Source organism: Nocardioides ultimimeridianus, assembly GCF_054777895.1.
The window spans coordinates 88,184-110,409 of the sequence record NZ_BAAHAB010000004.1; the positions used below are offsets into that span (position 1 = coordinate 88,184).

At 70.2% G+C, this 22,226-nt stretch carries 22 protein-coding genes; 17 read left to right on the forward strand and 5 right to left on the reverse strand.

Features of this window, described 5'->3' with window-relative positions; translation table 11 throughout:
- The first annotated feature begins 131 nt into the window (after positions 1-131).
- From ACYU8V_RS02810 to ACYU8V_RS02820, 3 genes are read left to right on the forward strand one after another with little or no spacing between them, the layout of a single operon-like run.
- Positions 132-1,079 (forward strand): hypothetical protein, encoded by a 948-nt coding sequence (locus tag ACYU8V_RS02810; protein WP_460844981.1) that lies wholly within the window; start codon positions 132-134, stop codon positions 1,077-1,079.
- Between the two features lie 28 nt (positions 1,080-1,107).
- Positions 1,108-2,058, forward strand: coding sequence for a PAC2 family protein (locus ACYU8V_RS02815; RefSeq protein WP_460844983.1), 951 nt, complete (start codon positions 1,108-1,110; stop codon positions 2,056-2,058).
- Positions 2,055-2,915: an acyl-CoA thioesterase gene (locus ACYU8V_RS02820; protein WP_460844985.1), complete on the forward strand. Its 861-nt coding sequence runs from the start codon at positions 2,055-2,057 to the stop codon at positions 2,913-2,915. Before ACYU8V_RS02815 ends, ACYU8V_RS02820 begins: the two co-directional genes overlap by 4 nt.
- 129 nt (positions 2,916-3,044) lie before the next feature.
- Here ACYU8V_RS02820 and ACYU8V_RS02825 read toward each other — a convergent pair whose 3' ends face one another.
- A complete protein-coding gene (locus ACYU8V_RS02825; protein WP_460844988.1) occupies positions 3,045-3,887 on the reverse strand; it encodes a MaoC family dehydratase in 843 nt (280 codons plus the stop codon).
- Position 3,888: 1 nt separating this feature from the next.
- Positions 3,889-5,223, reverse strand: coding sequence for a 3-oxoacyl-ACP reductase (locus ACYU8V_RS02830; RefSeq protein WP_460844990.1), 1,335 nt, complete (start codon positions 5,221-5,223; stop codon positions 3,889-3,891).
- Between the two features lie 157 nt (positions 5,224-5,380).
- On the opposite strand from ACYU8V_RS02830, the gene ACYU8V_RS02835 reads away from it, so the two are divergent.
- Positions 5,381-6,661 (forward strand): acetyl-CoA C-acetyltransferase, encoded by a 1,281-nt coding sequence (locus ACYU8V_RS02835; protein ID WP_460844991.1) that lies wholly within the window; start codon positions 5,381-5,383, stop codon positions 6,659-6,661.
- Positions 6,662-6,780: 119 nt separating this feature from the next.
- On the opposite strand, the gene ACYU8V_RS02840 is transcribed toward ACYU8V_RS02835, so the two are convergent.
- From ACYU8V_RS02840 to ACYU8V_RS02850, 3 genes are all read right to left on the reverse strand, one after another.
- Positions 6,781-7,467, reverse strand: a complete 687-nt coding sequence (locus ACYU8V_RS02840) for a TetR/AcrR family transcriptional regulator (RefSeq protein WP_460844992.1) — start codon at positions 7,465-7,467, stop codon at positions 6,781-6,783.
- Between the two features lie 66 nt (positions 7,468-7,533).
- Positions 7,534-9,048, reverse strand: coding sequence for an ATP-dependent DNA ligase (locus ACYU8V_RS02845; RefSeq protein WP_460844993.1), 1,515 nt, complete (start codon positions 9,046-9,048; stop codon positions 7,534-7,536).
- 4 nt (positions 9,049-9,052) lie between these two features.
- Positions 9,053-9,658 carry a TetR/AcrR family transcriptional regulator gene (locus ACYU8V_RS02850; protein WP_460844994.1) on the reverse strand — a complete coding sequence of 202 codons (606 nt, stop codon included), beginning with the start codon at positions 9,656-9,658 and terminating at the stop codon, positions 9,053-9,055.
- A 128-nt stretch (positions 9,659-9,786) separates the two neighbouring features.
- Between ACYU8V_RS02850 and ACYU8V_RS02855 the strand changes: the two genes are divergently transcribed.
- From ACYU8V_RS02855 to ACYU8V_RS02915, 13 genes are all read left to right on the forward strand, one after another.
- The gene (locus ACYU8V_RS02855; protein WP_460844995.1) at positions 9,787-10,725 is read left to right on the forward strand and encodes a DNA-3-methyladenine glycosylase family protein; all 939 of its coding nucleotides are present in this window, start codon (positions 9,787-9,789) and stop codon (positions 10,723-10,725) included.
- A gap of 81 nt (positions 10,726-10,806) precedes the next feature.
- The gene (locus tag ACYU8V_RS02860) at positions 10,807-11,673 is read left to right on the forward strand and encodes an MlaE family ABC transporter permease (protein ID WP_460844996.1); all 867 of its coding nucleotides are present in this window, start codon (positions 10,807-10,809) and stop codon (positions 11,671-11,673) included.
- Positions 11,673-12,542 carry an MlaE family ABC transporter permease gene (locus ACYU8V_RS02865; protein WP_460844997.1) on the forward strand — a complete coding sequence of 290 codons (870 nt, stop codon included), beginning with the start codon at positions 11,673-11,675 and terminating at the stop codon, positions 12,540-12,542. Before ACYU8V_RS02860 ends, ACYU8V_RS02865 begins: the two co-directional genes overlap by 1 nt.
- A gap of 7 nt (positions 12,543-12,549) precedes the next feature.
- The gene (locus tag ACYU8V_RS02870) at positions 12,550-13,608 is read left to right on the forward strand and encodes an MCE family protein (protein ID WP_460844999.1); all 1,059 of its coding nucleotides are present in this window, start codon (positions 12,550-12,552) and stop codon (positions 13,606-13,608) included.
- On the forward strand, positions 13,605-14,609 hold the full coding sequence (locus ACYU8V_RS02875; protein ID WP_460845001.1) for an MCE family protein: 1,005 nt from the start codon (positions 13,605-13,607) through the stop codon (positions 14,607-14,609). The genes ACYU8V_RS02870 and ACYU8V_RS02875 overlap by 4 nt, the downstream gene beginning before the upstream one ends.
- Positions 14,606-15,562, forward strand: a complete 957-nt coding sequence (locus tag ACYU8V_RS02880; RefSeq protein WP_460845002.1) for an MCE family protein — start codon at positions 14,606-14,608, stop codon at positions 15,560-15,562. Before ACYU8V_RS02875 ends, ACYU8V_RS02880 begins: the two co-directional genes overlap by 4 nt.
- A gap of 4 nt (positions 15,563-15,566) precedes the next feature.
- Positions 15,567-16,595 (forward strand): MCE family protein, encoded by a 1,029-nt coding sequence (locus ACYU8V_RS02885; protein ID WP_460845003.1) that lies wholly within the window; start codon positions 15,567-15,569, stop codon positions 16,593-16,595.
- Positions 16,596-16,597: 2 nt separating this feature from the next.
- On the forward strand, positions 16,598-17,785 hold the full coding sequence (locus ACYU8V_RS02890; RefSeq protein ID WP_460845004.1) for an MCE family protein: 1,188 nt from the start codon (positions 16,598-16,600) through the stop codon (positions 17,783-17,785).
- 1 nt (position 17,786) lies between these two features.
- Positions 17,787-18,875: an MCE family protein gene (locus ACYU8V_RS02895; RefSeq protein ID WP_460845005.1), complete on the forward strand. Its 1,089-nt coding sequence runs from the start codon at positions 17,787-17,789 to the stop codon at positions 18,873-18,875.
- 11 nt (positions 18,876-18,886) lie between these two features.
- Positions 18,887-19,435: a hypothetical protein gene (locus ACYU8V_RS02900; RefSeq protein WP_460845007.1), complete on the forward strand. Its 549-nt coding sequence runs from the start codon at positions 18,887-18,889 to the stop codon at positions 19,433-19,435.
- A 46-nt stretch (positions 19,436-19,481) separates the two neighbouring features.
- Positions 19,482-20,717, forward strand: a complete 1,236-nt coding sequence (locus tag ACYU8V_RS02905; protein ID WP_460845009.1) for a phospholipase D-like domain-containing protein — start codon at positions 19,482-19,484, stop codon at positions 20,715-20,717.
- Between the two features lie 10 nt (positions 20,718-20,727).
- Complete coding sequence (locus ACYU8V_RS02910) at positions 20,728-21,600, forward strand: SDR family oxidoreductase (protein ID WP_460845010.1); 873 nt, start codon at positions 20,728-20,730, stop codon at positions 21,598-21,600.
- The gene (locus ACYU8V_RS02915) at positions 21,597-22,175 is read left to right on the forward strand and encodes a carboxymuconolactone decarboxylase family protein (protein ID WP_460845011.1); all 579 of its coding nucleotides are present in this window, start codon (positions 21,597-21,599) and stop codon (positions 22,173-22,175) included. The genes ACYU8V_RS02910 and ACYU8V_RS02915 overlap by 4 nt, the downstream gene beginning before the upstream one ends.
- Positions 22,176-22,226 lie beyond the last annotated feature (51 nt).

The following is a 22,226-nucleotide window of genomic DNA, read 5'->3' on the forward strand; positions in this document are numbered from 1 at the left end:
AGGACGACCTGCGCGCCTTCCAGCGGACCGTCGGCGGCGGCGCGATCCGCCGCCAGCAGCACACCTACTTCGGCAACATCCAGAACCTGCCGATCGAGACGCTCAGCTACACGATCGTCCCGGGCTCCCTGGTGCCCGGTCCCAGCGCCGGCAGCTACTGGGCGGTGATCCGGACCACCACCGAGCTGCAGGGGTACGACGACAAGCCCATCGCCAGCTACGACCACTGGCTGTTCCGGTCGACGTCGGACGGCCAGCGCTACCTGCTCGTCTCGACGACCGACGCGGGCTGGGAGAACAGCCACGACACGGCCACCCAGCCGTGGGAGGTCGAGCACGTCTACGTCGACGAGTACGGCAGCGTGCTGGGCATCTTCGACTCGCGCACGGCCGCGCAGGCCGACCGCCTGATGCGGACGTTCTCCGAGGGCAAGGACGACGTCTCGCTGACGATCCCGGAGTACGAGCAGCCGTCGACCGGCTGGGGGACCGTGGTCTACGTGCTGAGCGACCAGACGATCATCAACGGCCTCAGCGGCGAGACGGTCGGCGACCCGGACCGCGCCGACGGGCTGACGATGGCGCTGCCCGCCGACGTCGACGACCCCGCGAAGGGCACGGCGTCGTACCGGATCTCGATCAACCCGCGGGTGGTGTCCCAGCCGGGCACGGTCCTGGGCCGGCTGGTCCGCCACGAGATGACCCACGCGACCCTCGGCGCGCACGGCCGCGGCGCGCCGCTGTGGCTCACCGAGGGCATCGCGGAGTGGGTGTCGGTGCGTCCGATGGCGCGCAGTCAGCGGCGACTGCCCGCCTCGGCGATGACGGTCGGCATGAACGCCCGGACGCTGCCCACCAGCGCGGACTTCGGCGGCGCGGACGCCGGCGGTTGGTACGCCGTGTCCTGGTGGGTCTGCGAGTACATCGCCAACACCTACGGCGCCCGCACCCTGTGGACCCTGCTCGACCGGCTGTCCGGCGGGGCCGACCAGGAGCAGGTCGTGCAGAGCCTGCTGCAGATCACCCCCGACGTCCTGGTCCGCCGCGGGGTGGCGCTGATGTCGGCCACCTACGGGTGAGCGCGGAGCGGGGCAATAGGCTGGTCCCGTGACCGTCCCCTCCGGCCAGCCGAAGCTGGTGCACATCGTCGACGACGTGCCGGAGCTGGAGGGCATCGAGGGCCTGCGGATGCTCGTCGCGCTGGACGGGTTCCTCGACGCCGGCAACGCCGGTGCCCTGGCCTGCGCGCACCTGGTCAACACCGGTGCCCCCGGCGGCGGCCTCGTGGTCGCGACCTTCGACGTCGATCAGCTGCACGACTACCGTGCCCGGCGCCCGGCGATGTCCTTCGTCCGCGACCACTACGAGGCCTACGACGCCCCGCGGCTGGTCGTCCGCCTCCTCCACGACACCGGCGGTACGCCGTACCTGCTGCTGCACGGGCCCGAGCCCGACACCCGCTGGGAGGGCTTCTGCCGCGCGGTCCGCGAGGTCGTCGAGCGGTTCGGGGTCGACCTCGTCGTCGGCATGGGCGCCGTGCCCATGGCCGTGCCGCACACCCGCCCGATCGCGATCACCCACCACGCCAACCGCCCCGAGCTGCTCACGGGGACCAGCCCGTGGCGCGGCGAGCTGCGCATCCCCAGCAGCGCGCAGGCGCTGCTGGAGCTACGGCTGGGGGAGTGGGACCACGACGCGCAGGGCTTCGTCGCGCACGTGCCGCACTACCTGGCGCAGCTGGACTTCCCGGGCGCGGCCGTCGGGCTGCTCGAGCACATCGAGCGCGCGGCCCGGCTCACCATCGACCTGTCCGACCTGCACACCGCCACGGCCGACCGGCTCGAGGAGATCGCCCGCCACCTGGCCGCCAACGAGGAGGTGCGCGAGGTCGTCGAGGCGCTCGAGGCGCAGTACGACACCTTCGCCCGCGCCGAGGCGGAGGGCAGCAGCCTGCTCGCGCAGGACGAGCCGCTGCCCACCGGCGAGGACCTGGGCCGGCAGTTCGAGCAGTTCCTGGCCGGTCTCGACGGCCCCGACGAAGGAGAGCCCACGTCATGAGCGGTGGACCCGAGGCCACGAAGAAGCTGGTCGAGCTGCTCGACCTGGAGAAGCTCGACACGAACCTGTTCCGCGGCCTGCAGCCCGAGACCACCCGCCAGCGCGTGTACGGCGGACAGGTGGCCGCGCAGGCGTTCATCGCCGCGACGCGGACGGTCGACCCGGAGCTGCACGCGCACTCGCTGCACTCCTACTTCCTGCTGCCGGGCGACTACTCGATCCCGATCATCTACGACGTCGAGCCGATGCGGGACGGCAAGTCGTTCGCGACCCGCCGCGTCGTGGCACGCCAGCACGGCCGGCCGATCTACTACCAGTCGGTCAGCTTCCAGCGGCACGAGGAGGGCTTCACCCACCAGGACGTGATGCCGGCGGTGAAGGGACCCGACGAGGGCCTCGACATGTTCGAGCTGATGAAGCGGCGCGGCACCGACGACGGGTTGAGCAAGGAGTGGGCCGCGCTCGACGTCCGCTGGATCGGCAGCTCCCAGCACGGCCTGGAGCCCGACGAGATGCACCCGTCGCGGACCCAGGTGTGGATCAGGATCGACGGCACGCTGTCCGACGAGCCGCTCGAGCACACCGCCCTGTTCACCTACGCCAGCGACGTCTCCCTGCTCGGCGCCACCCTGTCGGCGCACCGCGGCAGCGATCCGCTCAACGTCCAGATGGCCTCCCTGGACCACACCATCTGGTTCCACCGGCCGTTCCGTGCCGACGAGTGGTGGCTCTACGACCAGTGGTCGCCCTCGGCCAGCGGTGGCCGCGGCCTGGCCATCGGCCGGGTCTTCACCCAGGACGGCAAGCTCGTGGCGACGGTGGCCCAGGAGGGCCTGATCCGCCCCAACAAGTTCTGACCGCGAGACCCGGGTCCTGGCGCGCCGAGACCCGGGTCCTGGCGCGCCGAGACCCGGGTCCTGGTACGCCGAGACCCGGGTCCTGCTGACAGGACCCGGGTCTCGCGCAACCAGAAGGCGGGTTTCGCGCTACAGGGCGGTGGTGCGGCCGAGCAGGTGCGGGGCACCCGTCTTCGGGTTGACCAGCGCGAAGCTCCAGCCCGTGGCCGTCTCCTCGGCACCGAACTGCGCCTTGCCGGGCAGGAAGATCGGCTTCTTGAAGGCGACGTCGACGCGCACCTGGTCGGGGAGCCGGTTCTCCAGGGCCGCGATGCAGCGCGCCTTGCTCCACATGCCGTGGGCGATGTGGCGGGGGAAGCCGAGGGCCTTGGCCGTCAGCGGGTACAGGTGGATCGGGTTCCGGTCGCCCGAGACCGCGCCGTACCGGCGGCCCAGGTTGTCGGGCAGGCTCCAGACCGGGCCCTTGACGTCGACCGGGTCCAGGCTCATGCCGGGGTCGCCGTTCTCCTTGTCGCCCTTCCCGATGCGCAGGTACGTCGAGGTCGACTCCCACACGACCTCGTCGCCGACCGTGGCCGTGACGTTCATGTCCCAGGCCCGGCCCTTGGTGCTGGCCCGCAGGTTGGCCGCCTGCAGCGCCAGCGACACCGACTCGCCGATGGCGACCGGGCGGTGCTGGGTCATGGAGTTCTCCAGGTGCACCGTGCCGATGGCCGGGAAGGGGAACCGGCTGTCGGTCATCAGCTCCATGTGCAGCGGGAACGCCAGCATGTGCAGGTAGGGGATCGGGGCCACGTCGCGGATGCGGAAGCCGCACACCTCGTCGTACCGCTCGACCGCGGAGCGCTCGACGACCGAGTCGCGCTGCAGCACCACGTCGGGCAGCTCGCCGCCGCTCTTCTTGATGCCGGGCAGCTGGTTGACGCCCGGCACCATCGGCAGCGCCGCCTTCACCATTACGGGCAGCGCCATGTCAGGCACCCAGCATCATCTGGCCGCAGACCCGGACCACGTTGCCGTTGACGGCGGTGGACGCGGGGGAGGCGTACCAGGCGATGGTCTCGGCGACGTCGACCGGCAGGCCGCCCTGCGCCATGGCGTTGAGCCGCTGGCCGACCTCGCGGGTCGCGAACGGCACCGCGGCGGTCATCTGGGTGATGATGAAGCCCGGCGCGACGGCGTTGATCGTGATGCCGTCCTTGACCCCGCCGGTCAGCGAGTCGACGAAGCCGATCACGCCGGCCTTGGAGGCGGCGTACGACGTCTGGCCGAGGTTGCCCGCGATACCGGCGATCGACGCGACGCCGATGATCCGGCCGTTCTCGTTGATGATGCCCTGGGCGAGCAGCTCGGCGGTGATCCGCTCCGGCGCCTCGAGGTTGATCTGCAGGACCTTGCCGAAGCGCTCGGGGGTCTGGTTGGCGAGCTTCTTGTCCATCGTGACGCCCGCGTTGTGCACGACGATGTCGACGCCGCCGTGCTTGTCCTTGAGGTGCGCCGCGATGCGCTGCGGGGCGTCGGCCGCGGTGATGTCGAGGGTCAGCCAGTCGCCGTCCAGCTCGTTCATGACCTTGACCAGGTCGTCGGCGGCCTGCGGCACGTCGAGACCGACGATCTTCGCGCCGTCGCGGTGCAGCACGCGGGCGATCTCCTCGCCGATGCCGCGGCTGGCGCCGGTCACGAAGGCGATCTTGCCGGCCAGCGGCTGGGTCCAGTCGGCCACGTCGGTGGCCTTCTTCTCCTTGTGCGCGCCGATCCGGACCACCTGGCCCGAGACGTACGCCGACTTCGGGCTGAGCAGGAACGCCAGCGTCGAGGTGGCGGAGGCCTCGTAGCCCTCGGCCACGTAGACCAGCTGGACGGTGCCGCCCTTGCCGATCTCCTTGCCCACGCTGCGGGTGAAGCCCTCGAGCGCGCGCTGCGCGACCCGCTCGCCGCCCTCGACCAGCTCCGGCGGCGTACCGATGACGACCACGCGGGCGCAGGTCTTCAGGCTGCGCATGACGGGGGTGAAGAACTCCTGCAGCGCGACCAGGTCGGCGGTGGAGGTGATGCCGGTGGCGTCGAAGACGAGGCCCTTGTACTTCTCGCCCTCGGCCTGCGCGGTCGCGCTGGCGATGCCGAGTCCGTCGAGCAGGCCGGGCAGCGACTCGGCGAGGCGGCCGCGGCCGCCGACCAGCACGGTGCCCTGCACCAGCGGGTCGCCGGCGGTGTAGCGGTCCAGCTTGACCGGGCTCGGCAGGCCGAGGTTCTTGACGAGGATCTTGCCGATCGGCGAGCTCACGAAGCCCTGGTACTTGTCGCTCATGGGCGAAGTGCCTCCGAAGTCTGGTGGGTGGTGGTTCGTCCACGGGTCGAGCCCGCTGCGAGACTTATGTAACTAGATGTGTAACTCTGTGTCCACATTTCGTGACTTGGCTCCCAAAGGGTTTGCTACCAGGTCAGCACACACGAGGATAGGAACCATGGCTAACTCTGTACGTCGGGCCGCTGTCATCGGCGGTAACCGCATCCCGTTCGCGCGCTCCAACGGCGCCTACGCCACCGCGTCCAACCAGGAGATGCTGACCGCCGCCCTCGACGGTCTGGTCGAGCGGTTCGGCCTGGAGGGCGAGCGGATCGGCGAGGTCGCCGGTGGTGCCGTCCTCAAGCACGCCCGCGACTTCAACCTGGTCCGCGAGTCGGTGCTCAGCACCCGGCTCGCCCCCGAGACCGCCGCCGTCGACCTGCAGCAGGCCTGCGGCACCGGCCTGCAGGCGATCAACTACATCGCCAACAAGATCAAGCTCGGCCAGCTCGACTCCGGCATCGGCGGCGGCGTGGACACCACGTCCGACGCGCCGATCGCGATCTCGGAGAAGCTGCGCAAGAAGCTGATCCAGCTCAACAACGCCCGCTCCACCAAGGACCGGCTCGCCGTCCTGGCCACGATCCGCCCCGGCGACATCGGCCTCGCGATCCCGTCCAACGGCGAGCCGCGCACCAAGCTGTCGATGGGCGACCACCAGGCCCTGACCGCGCTCGAGTGGCAGATCGCCCGTGAGGCGCAGGACGAGCTGGCCGTCACCTCGCACCACAACCTCGCCGCGTCGTACGACGAGGGCTGGCAGGACGACCTGATCACCCCGTTCCGCGGCCTGGAGCGCGACAACAACCTGCGTGCCGACTCCTCGCTGGAGAAGCTCGCCAAGCTCAAGCCGGTCTTCGGCAAGGGCGAGGCGGCCACCATGACCGCCGCCAACTCGACCCCGCTGACCGACGGCGCGTCCGCGGTGCTGCTGGCGTCGGAGGAGTGGGCGGAGGCCCACGGCCTGGAGCCGCTGGCCTACTTCGTCGACTCCGAGGTCGCCGCCGTCGACTTCGTGAACGGCAAGGAGGGCCTGCTGATGGCCCCGGCGTACGCCGTTCCGCGGATGCTGGAGCGCAACGGCCTGACCCTGCAGGACTTCGACTTCTACGAGATCCACGAGGCCTTCGCCTCGCAGGTGCTGTCCACCCTCGCGGCCTGGGAGAGCCCGGTGTTCTGCAAGGAGCGCCTCGGCCTCGACGCGCCGCTCGGCTCCATCGACCGCACGAAGCTCAACGTGAAGGGCTCCTCGCTCGCCGCGGGTCACCCGTTCGCCGCGACCGGCGGCCGCATCGTCGCCAACGCGGCGAAGCTGCTCAAGGCCAACGGCGGCGGCCGCGCGCTGATCTCGGTCTGCGCCGCGGGCGGCCAGGGCGTCGTCGCGATCCTCGAGGCCTGATCCCCAGGTCTGACCCGGCAGCGGCTCGCCCTTCGGGGCGGGCCGCTGTCGCGTCGTACCTGACCAACGCGTTGGCTTCGACGCCGAAACCCAACGCGTTGGTCAGGTACGACGAGACCTCAGGCGGCGACCAGGGCGAGCGCCGAGCGCACCATGTACGACCGGACCTGCTCGGGGGAGATCTGCCCGACGGTCGGTACGCCGGGCGCGATCTCGCTGACCAGGATGCCGAGGCGCGCCAGCTGGAGCGCGCCGAGGCCGCTGGCGTAGAGCGCGTTGGCGAGCAGGACGGGGTCCTCGGCGAGGCGGAAGGCGCCCTTCTCGACCCCGGCGACCAGCGCGCCCGACAGCACCGACATGCAGCCGGTGATGCCGCGGCCGAGGCGGAACAGCGCGCCCTCGGTGACCTCCTCGAGCAGCTCGTCCCCGGGCCGCACCATCAGCGCCTGCGCGCAGTCGACGAAGGCCGGATGGGCGACGCCGTAGTCGACGAACGCCCCGACGATGGCCGCCAGCTGGTCGCCCGGCACCTCGGAGCTCCGCGCGGCCTCGGTCATCAGGCCCTGCAGCTCCTCGAGGTAGCCGACCAGGGTCAAGGCGAACAGCTCCTCCTTGCCGGAGAAGTGCCGGTAGACGATCGCGCGGTTGATCCCGACCGCGCTCGCGATCTCCTCGATCTGGACGTCGCGGACACCCTTGGAGTCGAAGATCCGCCGGGTGGCGGCGATGATCTCTGCCTGCCGGGCGCGCCGACGCGCGGCCGCCGCGGTGCGGCGCCCGTCGGAGGGCGGTGCGGTGCTCGCCATGGGGAAAGTGTACGCGATGTGCAACTCGGTGTTGCAACATGCGTGACGAAGGGACCGCGAGGCGCCTCAGGCGAGCAGCGACCGCACCGTGTCGATGGTGTCCGCGTCGCCCGGGCCCTTGTCGTCGCGGTAGCGGACGACCCGCGCGAAGCGCAGCGCCAGTCCGCCGGGATAGCGCGTCGAGCGTTGCAGGCCGTCGAAGGCGATCTCCACCACCTGCTCGGGGCGGACCGTGACGACCCAGCCGTCGTCGGAGACCTCCAGCTCGCGGAAGCGCTCGGTCTGCCACGCCAGCATCGCGTCGGTCATCCCCTTGAAGGTCTTGCCGAGCATGGTGAAGCCGGTGGGGGAGTCGCGGTCGACCGCGCCGAGGTGGATGTTCGACAGCCAGCCGCGCCGCCGCCCCGAGCCGTGCTCGACGGCCAGCACCACGAGGTCGAGCGTGTGCACCGGCTTCACCTTGACCCAGGCGGCGCCGCGGCGTCCGGCGTCGTACGTCGCATCGACGGACTTCACCACGACGCCCTCCTGGCCGGCGGCGAGCACCGAGGAGGTGAAGGCGGTCGCCTCCTCCACATCGCTGCCGATCCAGCGCTGGACCCGGTGCTGCTCGGGGACGAGCGCGTCGAGCTCGGCCCAGCGGTCGCGTGCGGGGAGGTCGATCAGGTCCGTGCCGTCGAGGTGCAGCAGATCGAAGAAGTACGGCGTCACGACGGCGGCGCCCTCGCCCACGACGCTGGCCGTGCGCGAGGCCGTCTCCTGGAACGGCCGCGGCCGTCCGTCGTCGGCCAGGGCCAGCGCCTCGCCGTCGAGCACGAACCGCTCCGCGGGCAGCGACCGCGCGATGGCGACGACCTCGGGCAGCCGGTGGGTGATGTCGTCCAGGCTGCGGGTCGCGACGAGGACGTCATCGCCGTCGCGGTGCACCTGGATGCGGATCCCGTCGAGCTTGGCGTCGATGCCGACGACACCGCGGGCAGCCTTCATCATCGCCGCGGCGACGTCGGGCGCCGACGAGGCGAGCATCGGCAGAATGGGCCGCCCGACCGTCAGGCCCACCGCCTCCAGCGCCGTCGCCCCGCCGAAGGCCGCGTCGACGACGTACGTCGCCCCACCGGCCAGCATCGCGGCGCGGCGTACCGCAGCCACCGGCACCCCGGCGGCCGACGCCACCGCCTCCGTGACGACGGCCTCGAGCGCACCCTGGCGCACCTCGCCCACGGCGACGGCCCGCAGCCACGCCTGCTCGGCCGCGGTCGCCGCGCCGAACAGCTCGGCCACCGCAGCGGCGCGCGCGCCCGCCGAGCCGGGGCCCGACAGCTCCGACATCCGCTCGAAGGCGGCGTCCACGGCCCCGACCTCGAGCGTGGGCGCGTCGGCGGGCGTGGGCAGGGCCTGCAGGCTGCGCCACCCCAGGCCGGTACGCCGCTGGCGCAGTCGTCCGCTGAGGTGGTGCGCGACCAGCGACCGCTCGCCCGGCTCGGCCGCGAGCAGCAGCTCGGCGATCAGCCGCGTCTTCTCCTTGCGGGACCGGGTCGCGGCCACCGCGCCGGAGACGTCGACCAGCCGCTGCAGCAGCATCGCGTCAGTGGGTGGCCTCGAGGACCGCCGCCGTGACGGCGCCGCGGATGACCAGCTCGAAGACCTCGTCGAGATCGAAGGGCTGCCCGGTCGCCGTCAGGTCGCCGAAGTAGCCGGCGACCTCGAGGCTGACGAACCCGTGCAGCGCCGCGAAGACGGCGGTGCCGGTCGAGAGCATCCGCTCCTCGGGCAGGCCGGCGGAGCGCACCATGACCGAGAGCGCCTCGATGGCGGTCAGGGCGGCCGCGAAGAACTCGTCGCGGTCGATGGGCGGCCGGGTGAGGGCGGCGTACCGCTGCGGGTGCTTGCGCGCGAACGCCCGCAGCTCATGGCTCAGCGCGCGGAGCCCGTCGGCGCCCGCGTGCCCCATCGCGGCGGTGCGCACGTGCTCGCCGAGCAGCCGCATGGCCCGGACCTGGATGTGCGCGCGCAGGTCCTCGAGGTTGGCGACGTGGTTGTAGAGCGAGGACACCCGGGTGTCGAGCTCGGCAGCGAGCGACGTCATCGTCAGCGCGTCGTACCCGTCGCGGTCCACGAGCGACTCGGCCGCCTGCAGCACCGCCTCCTGGTCGAGGCGGGCGCGCCGGCTGCCGGCACTGTCGATGCTCACGCGGGCCTCCTGTCCTGATGGGCGCCTGTTCGCGCCACCCTAGTGCCAGTGCCCGTCGCCGCCGGGAAGTCACAAAGAACCGGCACAGAACGTTACGCACGCGCTGCGAACGCCCTAGAGTCGCTGGCGTGCAGCCTGCCGAAGGGGAGCGTGTCTGGCGTCCGGGGCGCTCGGTCGCGGTCGGGGCACTGCTCGCCCCGCACCGGCACGGTGGCGGAGACCCGACGCACCGGCGCGACGAGGCTGGCCGCCACTGGCGCGCGAGTCGTACGCCGGAAGGCCCGGTCACGCTGTGCATCCGACCCCAGGACGCCGCCGGCGACGTCCGCGCGCAGGCGTGGGGGCCGGGCGCGGACTGGGCGCTGGAGCAGCTGCCCGACCTGCTTGGCGACTCCGACGACTGGACCGGCTTCGAGCCGCGCCACCCCCTGCTCGCCGAGATCCTGCGCCGCTCGCCGGACCTTCGGATGGGCCGCAGCGGCAGGGTCCTCGAGGCGCTGGTGCCCGCGATCATCGAGCAGAAGGTCACCGGCCAGGAGGCCTTCGCCGGCTTCCGCGCCCTGGTTCGCCGGCACGGGGACCCGGCGCCGGGTCCGGGGGAGACCCTGGGGCTGATGCTCCAGCCGACCGCGGCGACCCTGCGGGCGATCCCCTCGTGGGAGTGGCTCCGTCTGCACATCGACCCGGCACGCTCGCGCGCGATCCTGCGGATCGCGCAGCACGAGCAGGCCTGGGAGAAGTTGACCGATGCGGGTCCGGGGGAGGCCGACGGTCCGCTACGCTCCGTTCCCGGCATCGGGGTGTGGACCAGTGCCGAGGTGCGTCAACGGGCTTTCGGTGACCCGGACGCGGTGTCCTTCGGTGACTACCACGTGGCTCGGGACGTGGGGTGGGTGCTGGAGGGCGAGGAGTTCGACGACGAACGCCTCGCGTCGTACTTGGAGGCATGGAGACCCCAGCGCGGACGGGTGCCCTTCCTCATCGGTTCGGCCGGCTTGCACCGACCCCGACGAGGTCCACGAATGGCGCCACGGCGCCATTTTCCGATGCGTGACCAAATTGCGTGATATCTGTTACATCGAGAAACAGGCAGTCGTGTGGCTCCACGACGAACCGGTTCGATCCGGTCGCGCCTGCAAGAGACAGGGGTGTCTGATGGGACTCGCGAGACGTACGACGGAGGTACGCCGATGACTGCGGTCGTCGCATCCGGGCGCTCGATCGTGGACAACATGACGGGTCGCTTCAAGGCGGGCGTCATCACCACGGGCGAGCTCGTGAAGCTCGCGGTCGAGTCGCTCCAGTGGGGCTTCTCGGACATCCTCGCCCGGCGCTTCTCGTGGAGCGAGTTCCTGCTCCAGGCATGGTTCATGACGCGGGTGTCGCTGCTGCCGACGATCCTGGTGGCGATCCCGTTCGGGGTCATCACCTCGGTCCAGATCGGCGGCGCGGCCAACCAGATCGGCGCCAACTCGTTCATCGGTGCGGTCAACGGCATCGGCGTGCTGCGCCAGGGCGCACCGCTGGTCACCTCGCTGATGATCGCCGGCGCGGTCGGATCGGCGATCTGCGCCGACCTGGGCGCGCGGACGGTGCGTGAGGAGACCGACGCGCTGATGGTCATGGGCATCTCGCCCATCCAGCGCCTCGTGGCGCCGCGCATCCTCGCCGCCCTGCTCGTCTCGGTGCTGCTCACCGTCATCGTCACGATGGCGGCCATGATCACCGCGTTCGTCGTGGTGGTCGGCGGCGGCCAGATCTCGGCCGGCACCTACATCGACTCGTTCGTCGGCTTGAGCCAGCCGCTCGACTTCGTCGTGGCCGAGGTGAAGGCGTTCATCTTCGGGTTCGTCGCGGTGATCGTCGCCGCGCAGAAGGGCCTGAACGCGCGCGGCGGCCCCAAGGCCGTCGCGGACGCGGTGAACCAGGCCGTCGTCCTCTCGGTCATCCTGCTCGCCTGCATCAACGTCGGCCTCACCCAGGCCTACGTGATGCTGTTCCCCGGAGGCGCCTGATGTCTGAGGTCCGGCTCGGTCGCGGCGTCGGCGACCGCTTCTCCGACGCACTGGTCGGATTGACCGACGGCGTGATGAAGAACCTCGCGCTGTTCGGTCACTTCCTCACCTTCTCCTGGGATGTGTTCCGCAACATCCCCGCCGCCATGGCGCTGTACCCCCGCGAGATGCTGCGCCAGCTCAAGGACATCGCCTGGGGCTCGGGCGCCCTGCTCGTCGGCGGTGGCACCGTCGGTGTCATGGTGCTGCTCTCGATCGCGGCCGGCACCTCGCTGGGCATCGAGGGCTTCAACGGCCTCGAGATCGTCGGCCTGGCCCCGCTCACCGGCTTCATCTCGGCGAGCGCGAACACCCGCGAGCTCGCCCCCTTGATCGCCGCCCTCGCACTGGGCGCGCAGGTCGGCTGCCGGTTCACCGCGCAGATCGGCTCGATGAAGATCTACGAGGAGATCGACGCGCTCGAGGTCATGGCGGTCAGCGCGATGCGGTACGTCGTCGCGACCCGCGTCGTCGCGGCCATGATCGCGATCCTCCCGCTCTACCTGATCGGCCTGATCGGCAGCTACATCGCCTCGCAGTGGTCGGTCGTGATCCTGTTCGGTCAGTCACCGGGTCAGTACGAGCACTACTTCTCGGCACTGATCCAGGGACGCGACATCCTGTTCTCGGTCATCAAGATCCTGATCTTCGCCCTCGACGTCGCGCTGATCCACTCGTGGTACGGCATGAAGGTCGGTGGCGGTCCGCAGGCGGTCGGCGAGGCGACGGGTACGGCGATCCGCGCGAGCATCGTGTCGATCGTCCTGCTCGACATGGTCATGACCCTCATCTTCTGGGGCGGCGACCCCGGCTTCCGGATCGCGGGGTGATGTGACGATGGCACGCGAAGTCACTCGTAGTCAGCTCGCTCGGCGCGGGCTCATCGGCCTGGTCGCGCTGGCCGTGATCGGTGCGCTGATCACGCTGCGCAGCAACGGCACGTTCGGTACGACGCCGCACGTGACCGCGTTGGTCGACAACGCCGGCGGCGCCCTGGTCAAGGGGTCCGACGTCAAGATGAACGGCCTGATCATCGGCAAGGTCGCCTCGATCGCCCGCGACTCCAGCGGCCAGGTCAAGATCGACATGAACATGCAGAAGGACGACCTCGGCCAGGTCCCGTCCAACGTGGTCGCGCGGATCCTTCCCGCGACCGTGTTCGGCAAGACCTTCGTCGACCTGGTCGTCCACGGCACGGCCGCGTCCGACCACCTCAAGGCGGGCGACACGGTGCATGCCGACGGGACGCAGGGCACCCTGGAGCTGCAGAACGCGCTCGACGACATCGACAAGCTGGTGAAGGCGCTCGGCCCGGCCGAGCTCGCCTCCGCGATCGGCTCGGCGGCCCAGGCCCTCGACGGACGCGGCGCGCAGATCGCGTCGACGGTCAAGACGTTCAACAACTACCTCGACGAGCTGAACCCGCGGATGCCCGCGGTCCGCAGCGACCTGGAGCAGCTGGCCTCCGCCACGTCGGTGGTGAACAAGATCGCGCCGGACCTGCTCGACGCCACCGACGACGCGCTCGTGGTCGCCGGCACGCTGGTGAAGAACCAGTCGGCACTCGCAGCGCTGCTGTCGGGAGGCACGACCCTCGCGGACACGGCCACCGGCTTCCTGAACAAGAACGAGGCCCACCTGGTGACCTTCATCAGGCAGTCCTCCGACCTGCTCGACGCGCTCTACGACAACCGGGTGAAGGGCATCTCCGGCTCGATCGCGGTCAACGGTGCGGCCGGCCACGTGCTGCAGAGCGTCGTGGTCCGCGGCTACGCGGACACCGACGGCACCCTCGACCTGAGCCCGCCGCCGTACTACTCGTCGGGACAGCGTCCGTCGTACCGCACGACCAGCAGCGGCGCCGGCATGAACGAACTCCTGGGAGGAGCCCGATGACCGGCCTGAGGACGATCGCGATCAAGTTCGCCGCGTTCGCAGTGGTGAGCGGCTTCCTGGCCGTGCTCCTCATCAACACGATGCTCAACGGCGTCAGCGGGGACAAGCAGGACTTCACGGCGAACTTCACCGACGTCAACGGCCTGCGGGTCGGCGACGACGTGAAGGCGGCCGGTGTCCGGGTCGGCAAGGTGAGCTCGATCGACGCCACCGCCAGCGGCGCCGTGGTCAAGATCGAGGTGCTCAAGCAGCAGCCGATCTACGACAACACCCAGTTGAAGATGCGCTACCAGAACCTGCTGGGCCAGCGGTACCTCTCGCTGGTGCAGAACGGCAAGCCGGGACAGGAGCTGCCGGGCGGATCGACGATCCCCGCGTCGCGTACCGACCCGGGCTTCGACCTGACCGAGCTGCTCAACGGCTTCCGGCCGCTGTTCAACATCCTGCAGCCCGCGGACGTCAACCGGTTGGCGACCTCGCTGATCAAGGTGCTGCAGGGCGAGGGTCCGGCCGTCGAGTCCCTGCTGGGGCAGACCGGGCAGCTCACCAACTACCTCGCGGACCGCGACAAGGTGGTCGGCGCTGTGATGACCAACCTCCAGCCGGTGCTCGACAACCTCGCCGGCCACGGCGGCGAGCTCAAGTCCACGATCAAGGAGCTGGAGGCGCTCATGACCGGCCTCGCCAAGGACCGCAAGTCCATCGGCGCGTCCATCGACGGCGTCAGCCAGCTGGTCGGGAGCACCAGCTCGCTGCTGCGTGACGTGAAGGTCCCGCTGGTCGGGGCGACGAACCAGTTCGTCACCGTCGCGTCGATGCTCGACAAGTCGAAGACCCAGCTGCTGCAGGCGATCCCCGCCTTCACGACGCTGTTCGCCTCGCTGGGCCGGGCCGGATCGTACGAGAACGCGCTCAACATCTACGTCTGCTCGATCGCGATCTCGGTCGGCGGCGCCACGGTGCCGCTCGGCGGCAACAACTACTCGGCGGTGTGCTCATGAAGCCCATGAACGAGCGCAACCCGTTCCGGGTCGGCCTGGTCGGGATCGCGGCAGGTCTCCTGCTCGCCCTCGGGATCGTGGTCATCAGCACGGTCAACTTCGGCACCAAGACCTACACCGCGGAGCTGGCCAACACCGGCGGCCTGCGCAAGGGCGAGGACGTCGAGGTGCACGGCGTGCACGAGGGCAAGGTCACCGGCATCCAGATCAAGGGTGACCACGTCGAGGTGAAGTTCGCGCTGTCCAAGGACATCACCCTCGGGTCGCTCACGACCGCCTCGGTCAAGGTGGCCACGCTGCTCGGCACCCACTACCTGCAGGTGCTGCCGCAGGGCTCGGGCACGCTGGCGGGGGACTCGATCCCCGTGGAGCGCACCTCGGTGCCGTACAACCTGCAGGACGTGATCCAGAAGGGGTCGCACTCCCTGGAGAAGCTGAACGCCCCGGTGCTCGCCAAGGCGCTGACCCAGATGGCCAACACCCTGGGTGCCAGCCAGAACTCGATCGGTCCCGCCCTGCAGGGCGTGGCGCGGCTGTCCGAGGCGGTCGCGAACCGCTCCGGCCAGCTCGGCCGGCTGCTCACCTCGGCCCGCAACGTGAGTGCCCAGCTGTCCGAGAGCAGCCAGGACATCATCGGGCTGATGAAGCAGACCAACCTGGTCGTCGCCGAGGTGACCGCCCGCAAGGTCGCGATCCACCGGCTGCTCGTCGAGGTGACCGGGCTGTCCCAGTCGCTCACCGCGATCGTGCAGGCCACGAACGGCAAGCTGCGGCCGGCGCTGGTGGACATCAACGACGTCATCAGCGGTCTGAACCAGGACAAGTCGCAGCTGCAGCAGGTCCTCACGGTGATGGCCCCCGCGGTCCGCTACGTCGCGAACGCGACGGGCAACGGTCCGTACGTCGATCTGTACGTCAAGCCGCCGGCGCTCCCCGCCGACAACATGAGGTGATCCGGTGAATCAGAAGATCATGCGCATGTTGTGCGCCGCCGTGCTGGCCGCAGGCCTGCTCCTCGCCTCGTCGGGCTGCGGGCTGGGCAGCAAGACCATCACGATCCACGCCTACCTCTATGACTCCGCGGGCCTGTTCGTCGGCAACGACGTCGGTGTGCTGGGCGTCCCGGTCGGCAAGGTCACCGCGATCGAGCCGAAGGGCGAGCAGGTCGAGGTGACCATGGAGGTCGACTCGTCCCAGCCGATCCCGGCCGACGCCTCGGCCCTCGTCGTCTCCCGCTCGGTCGCCACCGACCGGTACGTCGAGCTGGCCCCCGTCTACAAGGCAGGGGAGCCGAAGATGGCCGACGGCGGCCAGATCCTGGCGAACCGCACCCAGACGCCGGTCGACTTCGACGAGGTGCTGGCGGCGCTGAACACCTTCGCGACGGGCATCGGCGGCTCGAAGTCCACGACCGCCGCGATCCGCAAGTTCCTCAACGCCGGCACCAGCGCGCTCAACGGCCGTGGCCCGCTGCTGAACCAGACGATCCACTCGCTGGCCAACGGCATCAACGGGCTGGCCGCCCAGAAGGGCAACGTCTCCGCGACGCTGACCTCGCTGGACCACCTGGTCGGCACCATCGCCGCCAACCAGGGCACCGCCAAGCAGTTCATCCGCCAGGTCTCCGCGGCCAGCACCCTGCTGGCCAACGAGCGGGTCAACTTCCGCTCGGCGCTGCGCAGCCTCACCCAGGCCGTGAGGACGGTGGCGAAGTTCGCCGTCGACAACCGGGCCCAGCTGGTCAAGCTGCTCGGTGGCTCCTCGACGCTGATGAAGACCGTGCTGTCGCGGCAGAAGCAGCTCGCGGAGGTCCTCCGGGTCATGCCGCTGGCGCTGCAGAACCTGGCCCGGCTCAAGGGCAACCGGGTTCCGGTCCGGATCGACCCGCTGATCCTCGACCCGCTGGGCGGGGTGCTGCAGAACATCTGTGGCCAGCTGCCGGGCAACCTGTGCAGCATCCTCGACGGCTCGCAGCTGGGGGGCTGATCATGACGACGAACATCCGAACCGCTGTCGCCGGTGTCCTGGCACTGGTGCTGGGCGTGATGCTCAGTGGCTGTGGCCTGACCATGGGCGACCTCCCCATCCCGGGCACCGGGGTGTCGGGGGACACCATGAAGGTCCAGGCCGACTTCCGTGACGCCCTCAACCTCGCGCACGGCGCGCCGGTGAAGGTCAACGGTGTCGACGCCGGCAAGGTCGACGACATCACCGAGAAGAACTTCACCGCCGAGGTGACGCTGACGATCCGCAAGGACGCGCAGATCCGCCAGGGCGCGACCGCGCGGCTGCGCTACACCACGCCGCTCGGTGAGCTCTTCGTGGACGTCAAGAATCCCACCAACGGCGCCCTGCTGGCCGATGGTGCGAAGCTGACGCTCCACGACACCGAGACCGCTCCGACCGTGGAGGACGCGCTGTCCGAGGCGTCGCTGCTGATCAACGGTGGTGGGCTCGGTCAGCTGCAGACGGTGACCGAGGAGCTCAACACCGCGCTCGGCGGCCACGAGGGCGACTACCGGGCGCTGCTGCAGAAGGCACGCCTGTTCCTGACCCAGGCGAACTCCACGACCGGCAGCGTCACCAAGGTGCTGACCTCGCTGAACTCGCTGTCCAAGACGCTGAACGCGCGCAAGGGCACCATCAACCGGGCGGTCCGCGAGATCCGTCCGGCCGCGCACGTGCTGCGCGAGCAGACCCCCGCGTTCACCAAACTGCTCCAGTCCCTCAACCGGTTCTCGGGCGCGGCCAACAAGACGGTGAACGCGACCCGTGGCCAGCTGCTGCGGATGCTGCGGGAGCTGCAGCCGGTGCTCGCCGAGTTCGCCAAGAACAAGGGCCGGTGGCGCTCGTCCCTGACCTCGCTCGTGACCGCGGCGAAGGCGCTGGACAAGATCGTGCCGAACGACTACGCGAACATCCACCTCAACCTGCACCTGGACGGCATCACCGGTACCACCGGCCTGCTGTCGGGCGTCGCGGGCCTGCTGAACACGCTCGGTCTGGGCGGGCTGCTCAACAGCACCGGCACCGGTCTGCTGGGCGGTCTGCTCGGCGGAGTGACGGCATCGCACACCGCCTCGGGATCGGGCAAGGGATCGGGCGGGTCGGGTGGTACCTCGGGCACCTCCGGACTCGGTGGACTGCTGGGCAACCTGCTGGGTGGAGGACTCTGAGATGGTGCGCAAGATCCTGACCGACAAGCTCTGGTTGAGCCTGGTGGGCGTCATCCTCGTCTTCATCTTCGCCGTGGCGTACATCTTCTCCGCGGTGCTCTCCCAGCCGCTGACGTCGCGACCCGACACGGTCAACGTCGAGCTGCGGCAGACCGGCGGCCTGTTCGCCGGATCGCAGGTGACCTACCGCGGCGTCCGGGTCGGGCAGGTCTCCAAGATCATGCCCACGGCGACCGGCGTGGTGGCGACGATCAAGCTGACCTCCAGCACGAAGATCCCCGCCAGCACGATCGCCAAGGTCCGCAGCCTGTCGCCGGTCGGCGAGCAGTACCTGGACTTCCAGCCGACGAGCGACAGCGGTCCGTACCTGCACGACGGGTCGACCATCGCGGCCTCCTCGACCGACATCCCGAAGAGCCTGACCTCCACGGTCATCGCGATCAACAAGGTCCTCGAGCAGATCGACGACAAGAAGCTGCGGATCGTGCTGGGCGAGCTCAGCACCGGTCTCGCCGGCACCGGTGACGACATCGGCCAGGTGCTCGACCAGGGCACCGCGCTGCTCAACACGCTGGTCAAGGTGTGGCCGCAGACCAACCGGCTGATCACCAACGCCGGCCCGGTGCTGTCGATCATCAACGACAACAGCGGCTCGCTGCAGCAGCTCGCGCACACCTCGAAGACGCTGGCCGCGTTCCTGAAGAACTACGACCCGGAGCTGGTCAACACCTTGAAGACGGCTCCCGCGCAGATGCAGCAGCTGGTCAAGCTGATCAACGACGCCAACGACGTCCTGCCGGGCTTCCTGAGCACCGGCGTCAGCTTCACCGACATCTTCGAGTCCTACAACCCGCACCTGCGGGCGCTGCTGGCGGCGTACCAGCCGGGCATCGGTTCGCTGCTCGGCAAGGTCCACAACAAGAAGCTGTACCTCTCGCTGATCGCGGACAAGGACTCGCGGTGCCGCTACGCCACCACGATCCACGACCCGCGCGGCTCCCGGCAGCCGTTCCAGATGAACGGCAGCTGCCCGGCGTCGTTCACCCACCTCCAGCGCGGGGCGGCCCACGCCCCGGGGCCGGTTCGGTAGGTTCTCGGAGCGTGAGCAACGACGACAGCGGCCGCGGCGCGGCCGCCCGGATCCCTGCGATCCTGGCGGCCGCCTGCGCCGTCCTCCTCGTGGCGGTGGTGGTCCTGGGCGTCCTCGCGTGCCGGCCGCACGGCTGGTACCACGAGGCACACGCGGCGAAGAAGGACGCGGCGGCCGGTCAGGCGGCGCTCGACGCGGCCCGCGCGGACCTCATCGACATCACGACCTACGACTACAAGACCGTCGACCAGGACAAGGGTTGGCTGGCCGACTTCAGCGACCCCCAGGTCGCTCAGCCGTTCGCCAAGAACCAGCAGTCGCTGGCCAAGGTGATCAAGGGATCGCACACGGTCGCCAAGGGCACCGTGGTCGACGCGATGTCGCGCGTCGTCAGCGACAGCCAGGTCGAGGTGCTGGCGTTCGTCGACCAGGTGCTGCGGTCCAACCTGGACAAGGGCGTGAGCCTGCAGCAGCAGCGGGTCACGATGACGATGTCGCTGGTCGGCGGGGTCTGGAAGATCTCCCGGCTGGACCTCCTCGGCAGCGGCAACGCGTCCTGAGCCTCCTCTGGAATCTCCTCATCCGACGTCACGCTAGATTGACCGCGTGCGAGTGAGGACGGCGCTGCGGCGGGTGCTGCTGACGTTGGTCGGGGTGCCGTTCGTCGTGGCGATCGCGATGTCGCTCGTCGACTCCTACCGCCGCCGCGGCAAGCGGCCCAAGCCGTTCCCGACCCGCCGGCCGGGCACCGTCGCGGTGGGTGACGGGTCGGTCACGACGTACACCTTCGGCAAGGACCTGTACGACGACATGATCGCGGCCATCGACGCCGCCGAGCGGCAGATCCTCTTCGAGACCTACATCTGGAAGGGCGACGAGACCGGCGAGCGGTTCCGCCGCGCGCTGATCGCCGCGGCCGACCGCGGCGTCGACGTCTACCTGATCTACGACGCGTTCGCGAACCTGGTGGTCCCGCCGCACTTCCACCGCTTCCCCTCGCACGTGAAGGTGCTGCGCTACCCCGTGTACGCCGCCGGGTGGCGCTTCTTCGACCTGCGCCGCTACGGCCGCGACCACCGCAAGATGCTCGTCGTTGACGAGGAGGTCGGGTTCATCGGCGGCTACAACATCGGGGCGGCGTACGAGACGGAGTGGCGCGACACCCACATGCGGGTCACCGGGCCGGCGGTCTGGGACCTCAAGCGGGCCTTCGCCGACTTCTGGAACCTCAACCGCCGCCGCCGGCTGCGCGCCTCCGAGCGGCCGCTGCTGCTGGAGACGGCGTCCACCTGGGAGCCGCGGGTGCGCTTCCAGCGCAACGTGCCGCGGCTGTGGATGTTCCCCATCCGCGGGATGTACCTGGAGGCGATCAACCGGGCCAGCAAGAACATCTGGCTGACGACGGCGTACTTCCTGCCCGACCAGGACTTCGTCGACGCGCTCAAGGCCGCCGCGGGCCGCGGCGTCGACGTACGCCTGCTGGTGCCGCTGAAGTCCAACCACGTGGTGGCCGACTGGATCTCCCGCGGCTACTACGGCCAGCTGCTGGCCGCCGGGGTGCGGATCCTGCGCTACAAGGACGCGATGATCCACGCCAAGACCGCCACCGTGGACGGCAACTGGTGCACCGTCGGTACGGCGAACATCGACCGGCTCAGCCTGCAGGGCAACTACGAGATCAACATCGAGGTCATCGACGGCCGCCTGGCGGCCGAGCTCGAGGAGGTCTTCGAGGTGGACCAGTCCAACTGCCTGGAGCTCACCATGGGTGAGTGGGAGGCACGCGACCTGCACCGCCGGTTCACCGAGCTGGTGCTCTCGCCGCTGAGGCCCCTGCTGTGAGCGCGTCGCGATGAGGCCGGTCAGGGATCTGCGCGGCAAGCACGTCCTGGTCACCGGCGCCGCGAGCGGCATCGGGCGGGCGGTGGCCGAGCAGGCGGCCGCCCGGGGCGCCCTGCTGCACCTGACCGACCTGCAGGGCGAGCTGCTGGCCACGGTGGCCGAGGAGATCCGCGCCGCCGGGGGAGAGGTGCTGACCGCGGAGCCCGCCGATGTCTCCGACCACGCCCAGGTACGCCGGCTGGCGGAGTCGATCACGCAGCGCAGCGGTCCGATGGACGTCGTGCTCAACGTCGCCGGGATCGCGGTATGGGGCACGGTCCGCAGCCTCGAGCCCGAGCACTGGCAGCGGCTCGTCGACGTGAACCTGATGGGCCCGATCCACGTCATCGAGGAGTTCGTGCCGCCGATGGTCGACGGCGGCCGCGGCGGCCAGCTGGTCAACGTGTCGTCGGCCGCGGGCATCATCGCGATGCCGTGGCACGCGGCCTACAGCGCCTCGAAGTTCGGGCTGCGCGGCGTCTCCGAGGTGCTGCGCTACGACCTGCGCAAGCACCGGATCGGGGTCAGCCTGGTGTGCCCCGGCGGCGTCGACACCGGCCTGGTCGAGACGATCCGGATCGCCGGGATCGACCAGCAGAGCAAGGCCTTCGTGCGGGCCCGCCGCGGCTTCCAGAAGCGTGCCGTGTCGCCGGAGAGAGCGGCCGAGGCGATCTGGCGGGGCGCGCTGCGCAACCGCTACTGGGTCTACACCTCGGCCGACATCCGGCTGATCCACCTGCTGCAGCGCTACTGCCCGCCGGCGTACGCGGTGGCGATGCGGGTGTTCAACTACGGGGCGAACCGGGTGCTGCCGGCCGTCGAGCGGGCCCGGAGGCAGGCATGAGCGGGTCGCTCGAGCCGACCGGGCCGATCGGGCCGCGGGTCGAGCCCGGCACCTGGCGTGAGGTGGGCCCGGTCATCGCGGCCTTCGCGAAGATCGCCGGCCGGGTCACCGGCACCCGCCCGCCGGCGGTCTTCCTCACCCTGGGCCGGCACCGACGGCTGTTCTGGGGCTGGCTGCACTTCGCCGGCCGGCTGATGCCCGGCGGACGGTTGGCACGCCGCGAGGCGGAGCTGGTGATCCTGCGAGTGGCCTCGCTGCTCGGCTCGGAGTACGAGCTCACCCAGCACCGCCGGCTGGGCCGGCGGGCCGGTCTCAGCGCGGCGGAGGTGGCGGCCGCCGAGCGGGTGCCCGACGCGGCGCCCGACGGCCTCAGCGAGCGCGAGCGGCTGCTGCTCCGGGCGGCCGACGAGCTGGTCGCCGAGCAGGATCTCTCCGATGCGCTCTGGGCCGAGCTCGGCCGGTTGTTCGACACCCAGGAGCGGATCGAGGTGGTGCTCCTGGTGGGCCACTACGCGATGCTCGCGACGGTGCTCAAGGCGTTCCGTGTGCAGCCCGACGCACCCCGCCGACCGTGAATACTGTTCACCCGATGCATCGAATGTGATCCGAGTCCCACCCCCTTCGGT

Bases quoted from the DNA above. Each gene is read 5' to 3' on its own strand.
- ACYU8V_RS02915 (WP_460845011.1), top strand. From the start codon at position 21,597: ATGAGCGGGTCGCTCGAGCCGACCGGGCCGATCGGGCCGCGGGTCGAG.
- ACYU8V_RS02880 (WP_460845002.1), top strand. From the start codon at position 14,606: ATGAAGCCCATGAACGAGCGCAACCCGTTCCGGGTCGGCCTGGTCGGG.
- ACYU8V_RS02820 (WP_460844985.1), top strand. From the start codon at position 2,055: ATGAGCGGTGGACCCGAGGCCACGAAGAAGCTGGTCGAGCTGCTCGAC.
- ACYU8V_RS02875 (WP_460845001.1), top strand. From the start codon at position 13,605: ATGACCGGCCTGAGGACGATCGCGATCAAGTTCGCCGCGTTCGCAGTG.
- ACYU8V_RS02870 (WP_460844999.1), top strand. From the start codon at position 12,550: ATGGCACGCGAAGTCACTCGTAGTCAGCTCGCTCGGCGCGGGCTCATC.
- ACYU8V_RS02895 (WP_460845005.1), top strand. From the start codon at position 17,787: ATGGTGCGCAAGATCCTGACCGACAAGCTCTGGTTGAGCCTGGTGGGC.
- ACYU8V_RS02835 (WP_460844991.1), top strand. From the start codon at position 5,381: ATGGCTAACTCTGTACGTCGGGCCGCTGTCATCGGCGGTAACCGCATC.
- ACYU8V_RS02845 (WP_460844993.1), bottom strand. From the start codon at position 9,048: ATGCTGCTGCAGCGGCTGGTCGACGTCTCCGGCGCGGTGGCCGCGACC.
- ACYU8V_RS02825 (WP_460844988.1), bottom strand. From the start codon at position 3,887: ATGGCGCTGCCCGTAATGGTGAAGGCGGCGCTGCCGATGGTGCCGGGC.
- ACYU8V_RS02840 (WP_460844992.1), bottom strand. From the start codon at position 7,467: ATGGCGAGCACCGCACCGCCCTCCGACGGGCGCCGCACCGCGGCGGCC.
- ACYU8V_RS02865 (WP_460844997.1), top strand. From the start codon at position 11,673: ATGTCTGAGGTCCGGCTCGGTCGCGGCGTCGGCGACCGCTTCTCCGAC.
- ACYU8V_RS02890 (WP_460845004.1), top strand. From the start codon at position 16,598: ATGACGACGAACATCCGAACCGCTGTCGCCGGTGTCCTGGCACTGGTG.
- ACYU8V_RS02830 (WP_460844990.1), bottom strand. From the start codon at position 5,223: ATGAGCGACAAGTACCAGGGCTTCGTGAGCTCGCCGATCGGCAAGATC.
- ACYU8V_RS02910 (WP_460845010.1), top strand. From the start codon at position 20,728: ATGAGGCCGGTCAGGGATCTGCGCGGCAAGCACGTCCTGGTCACCGGC.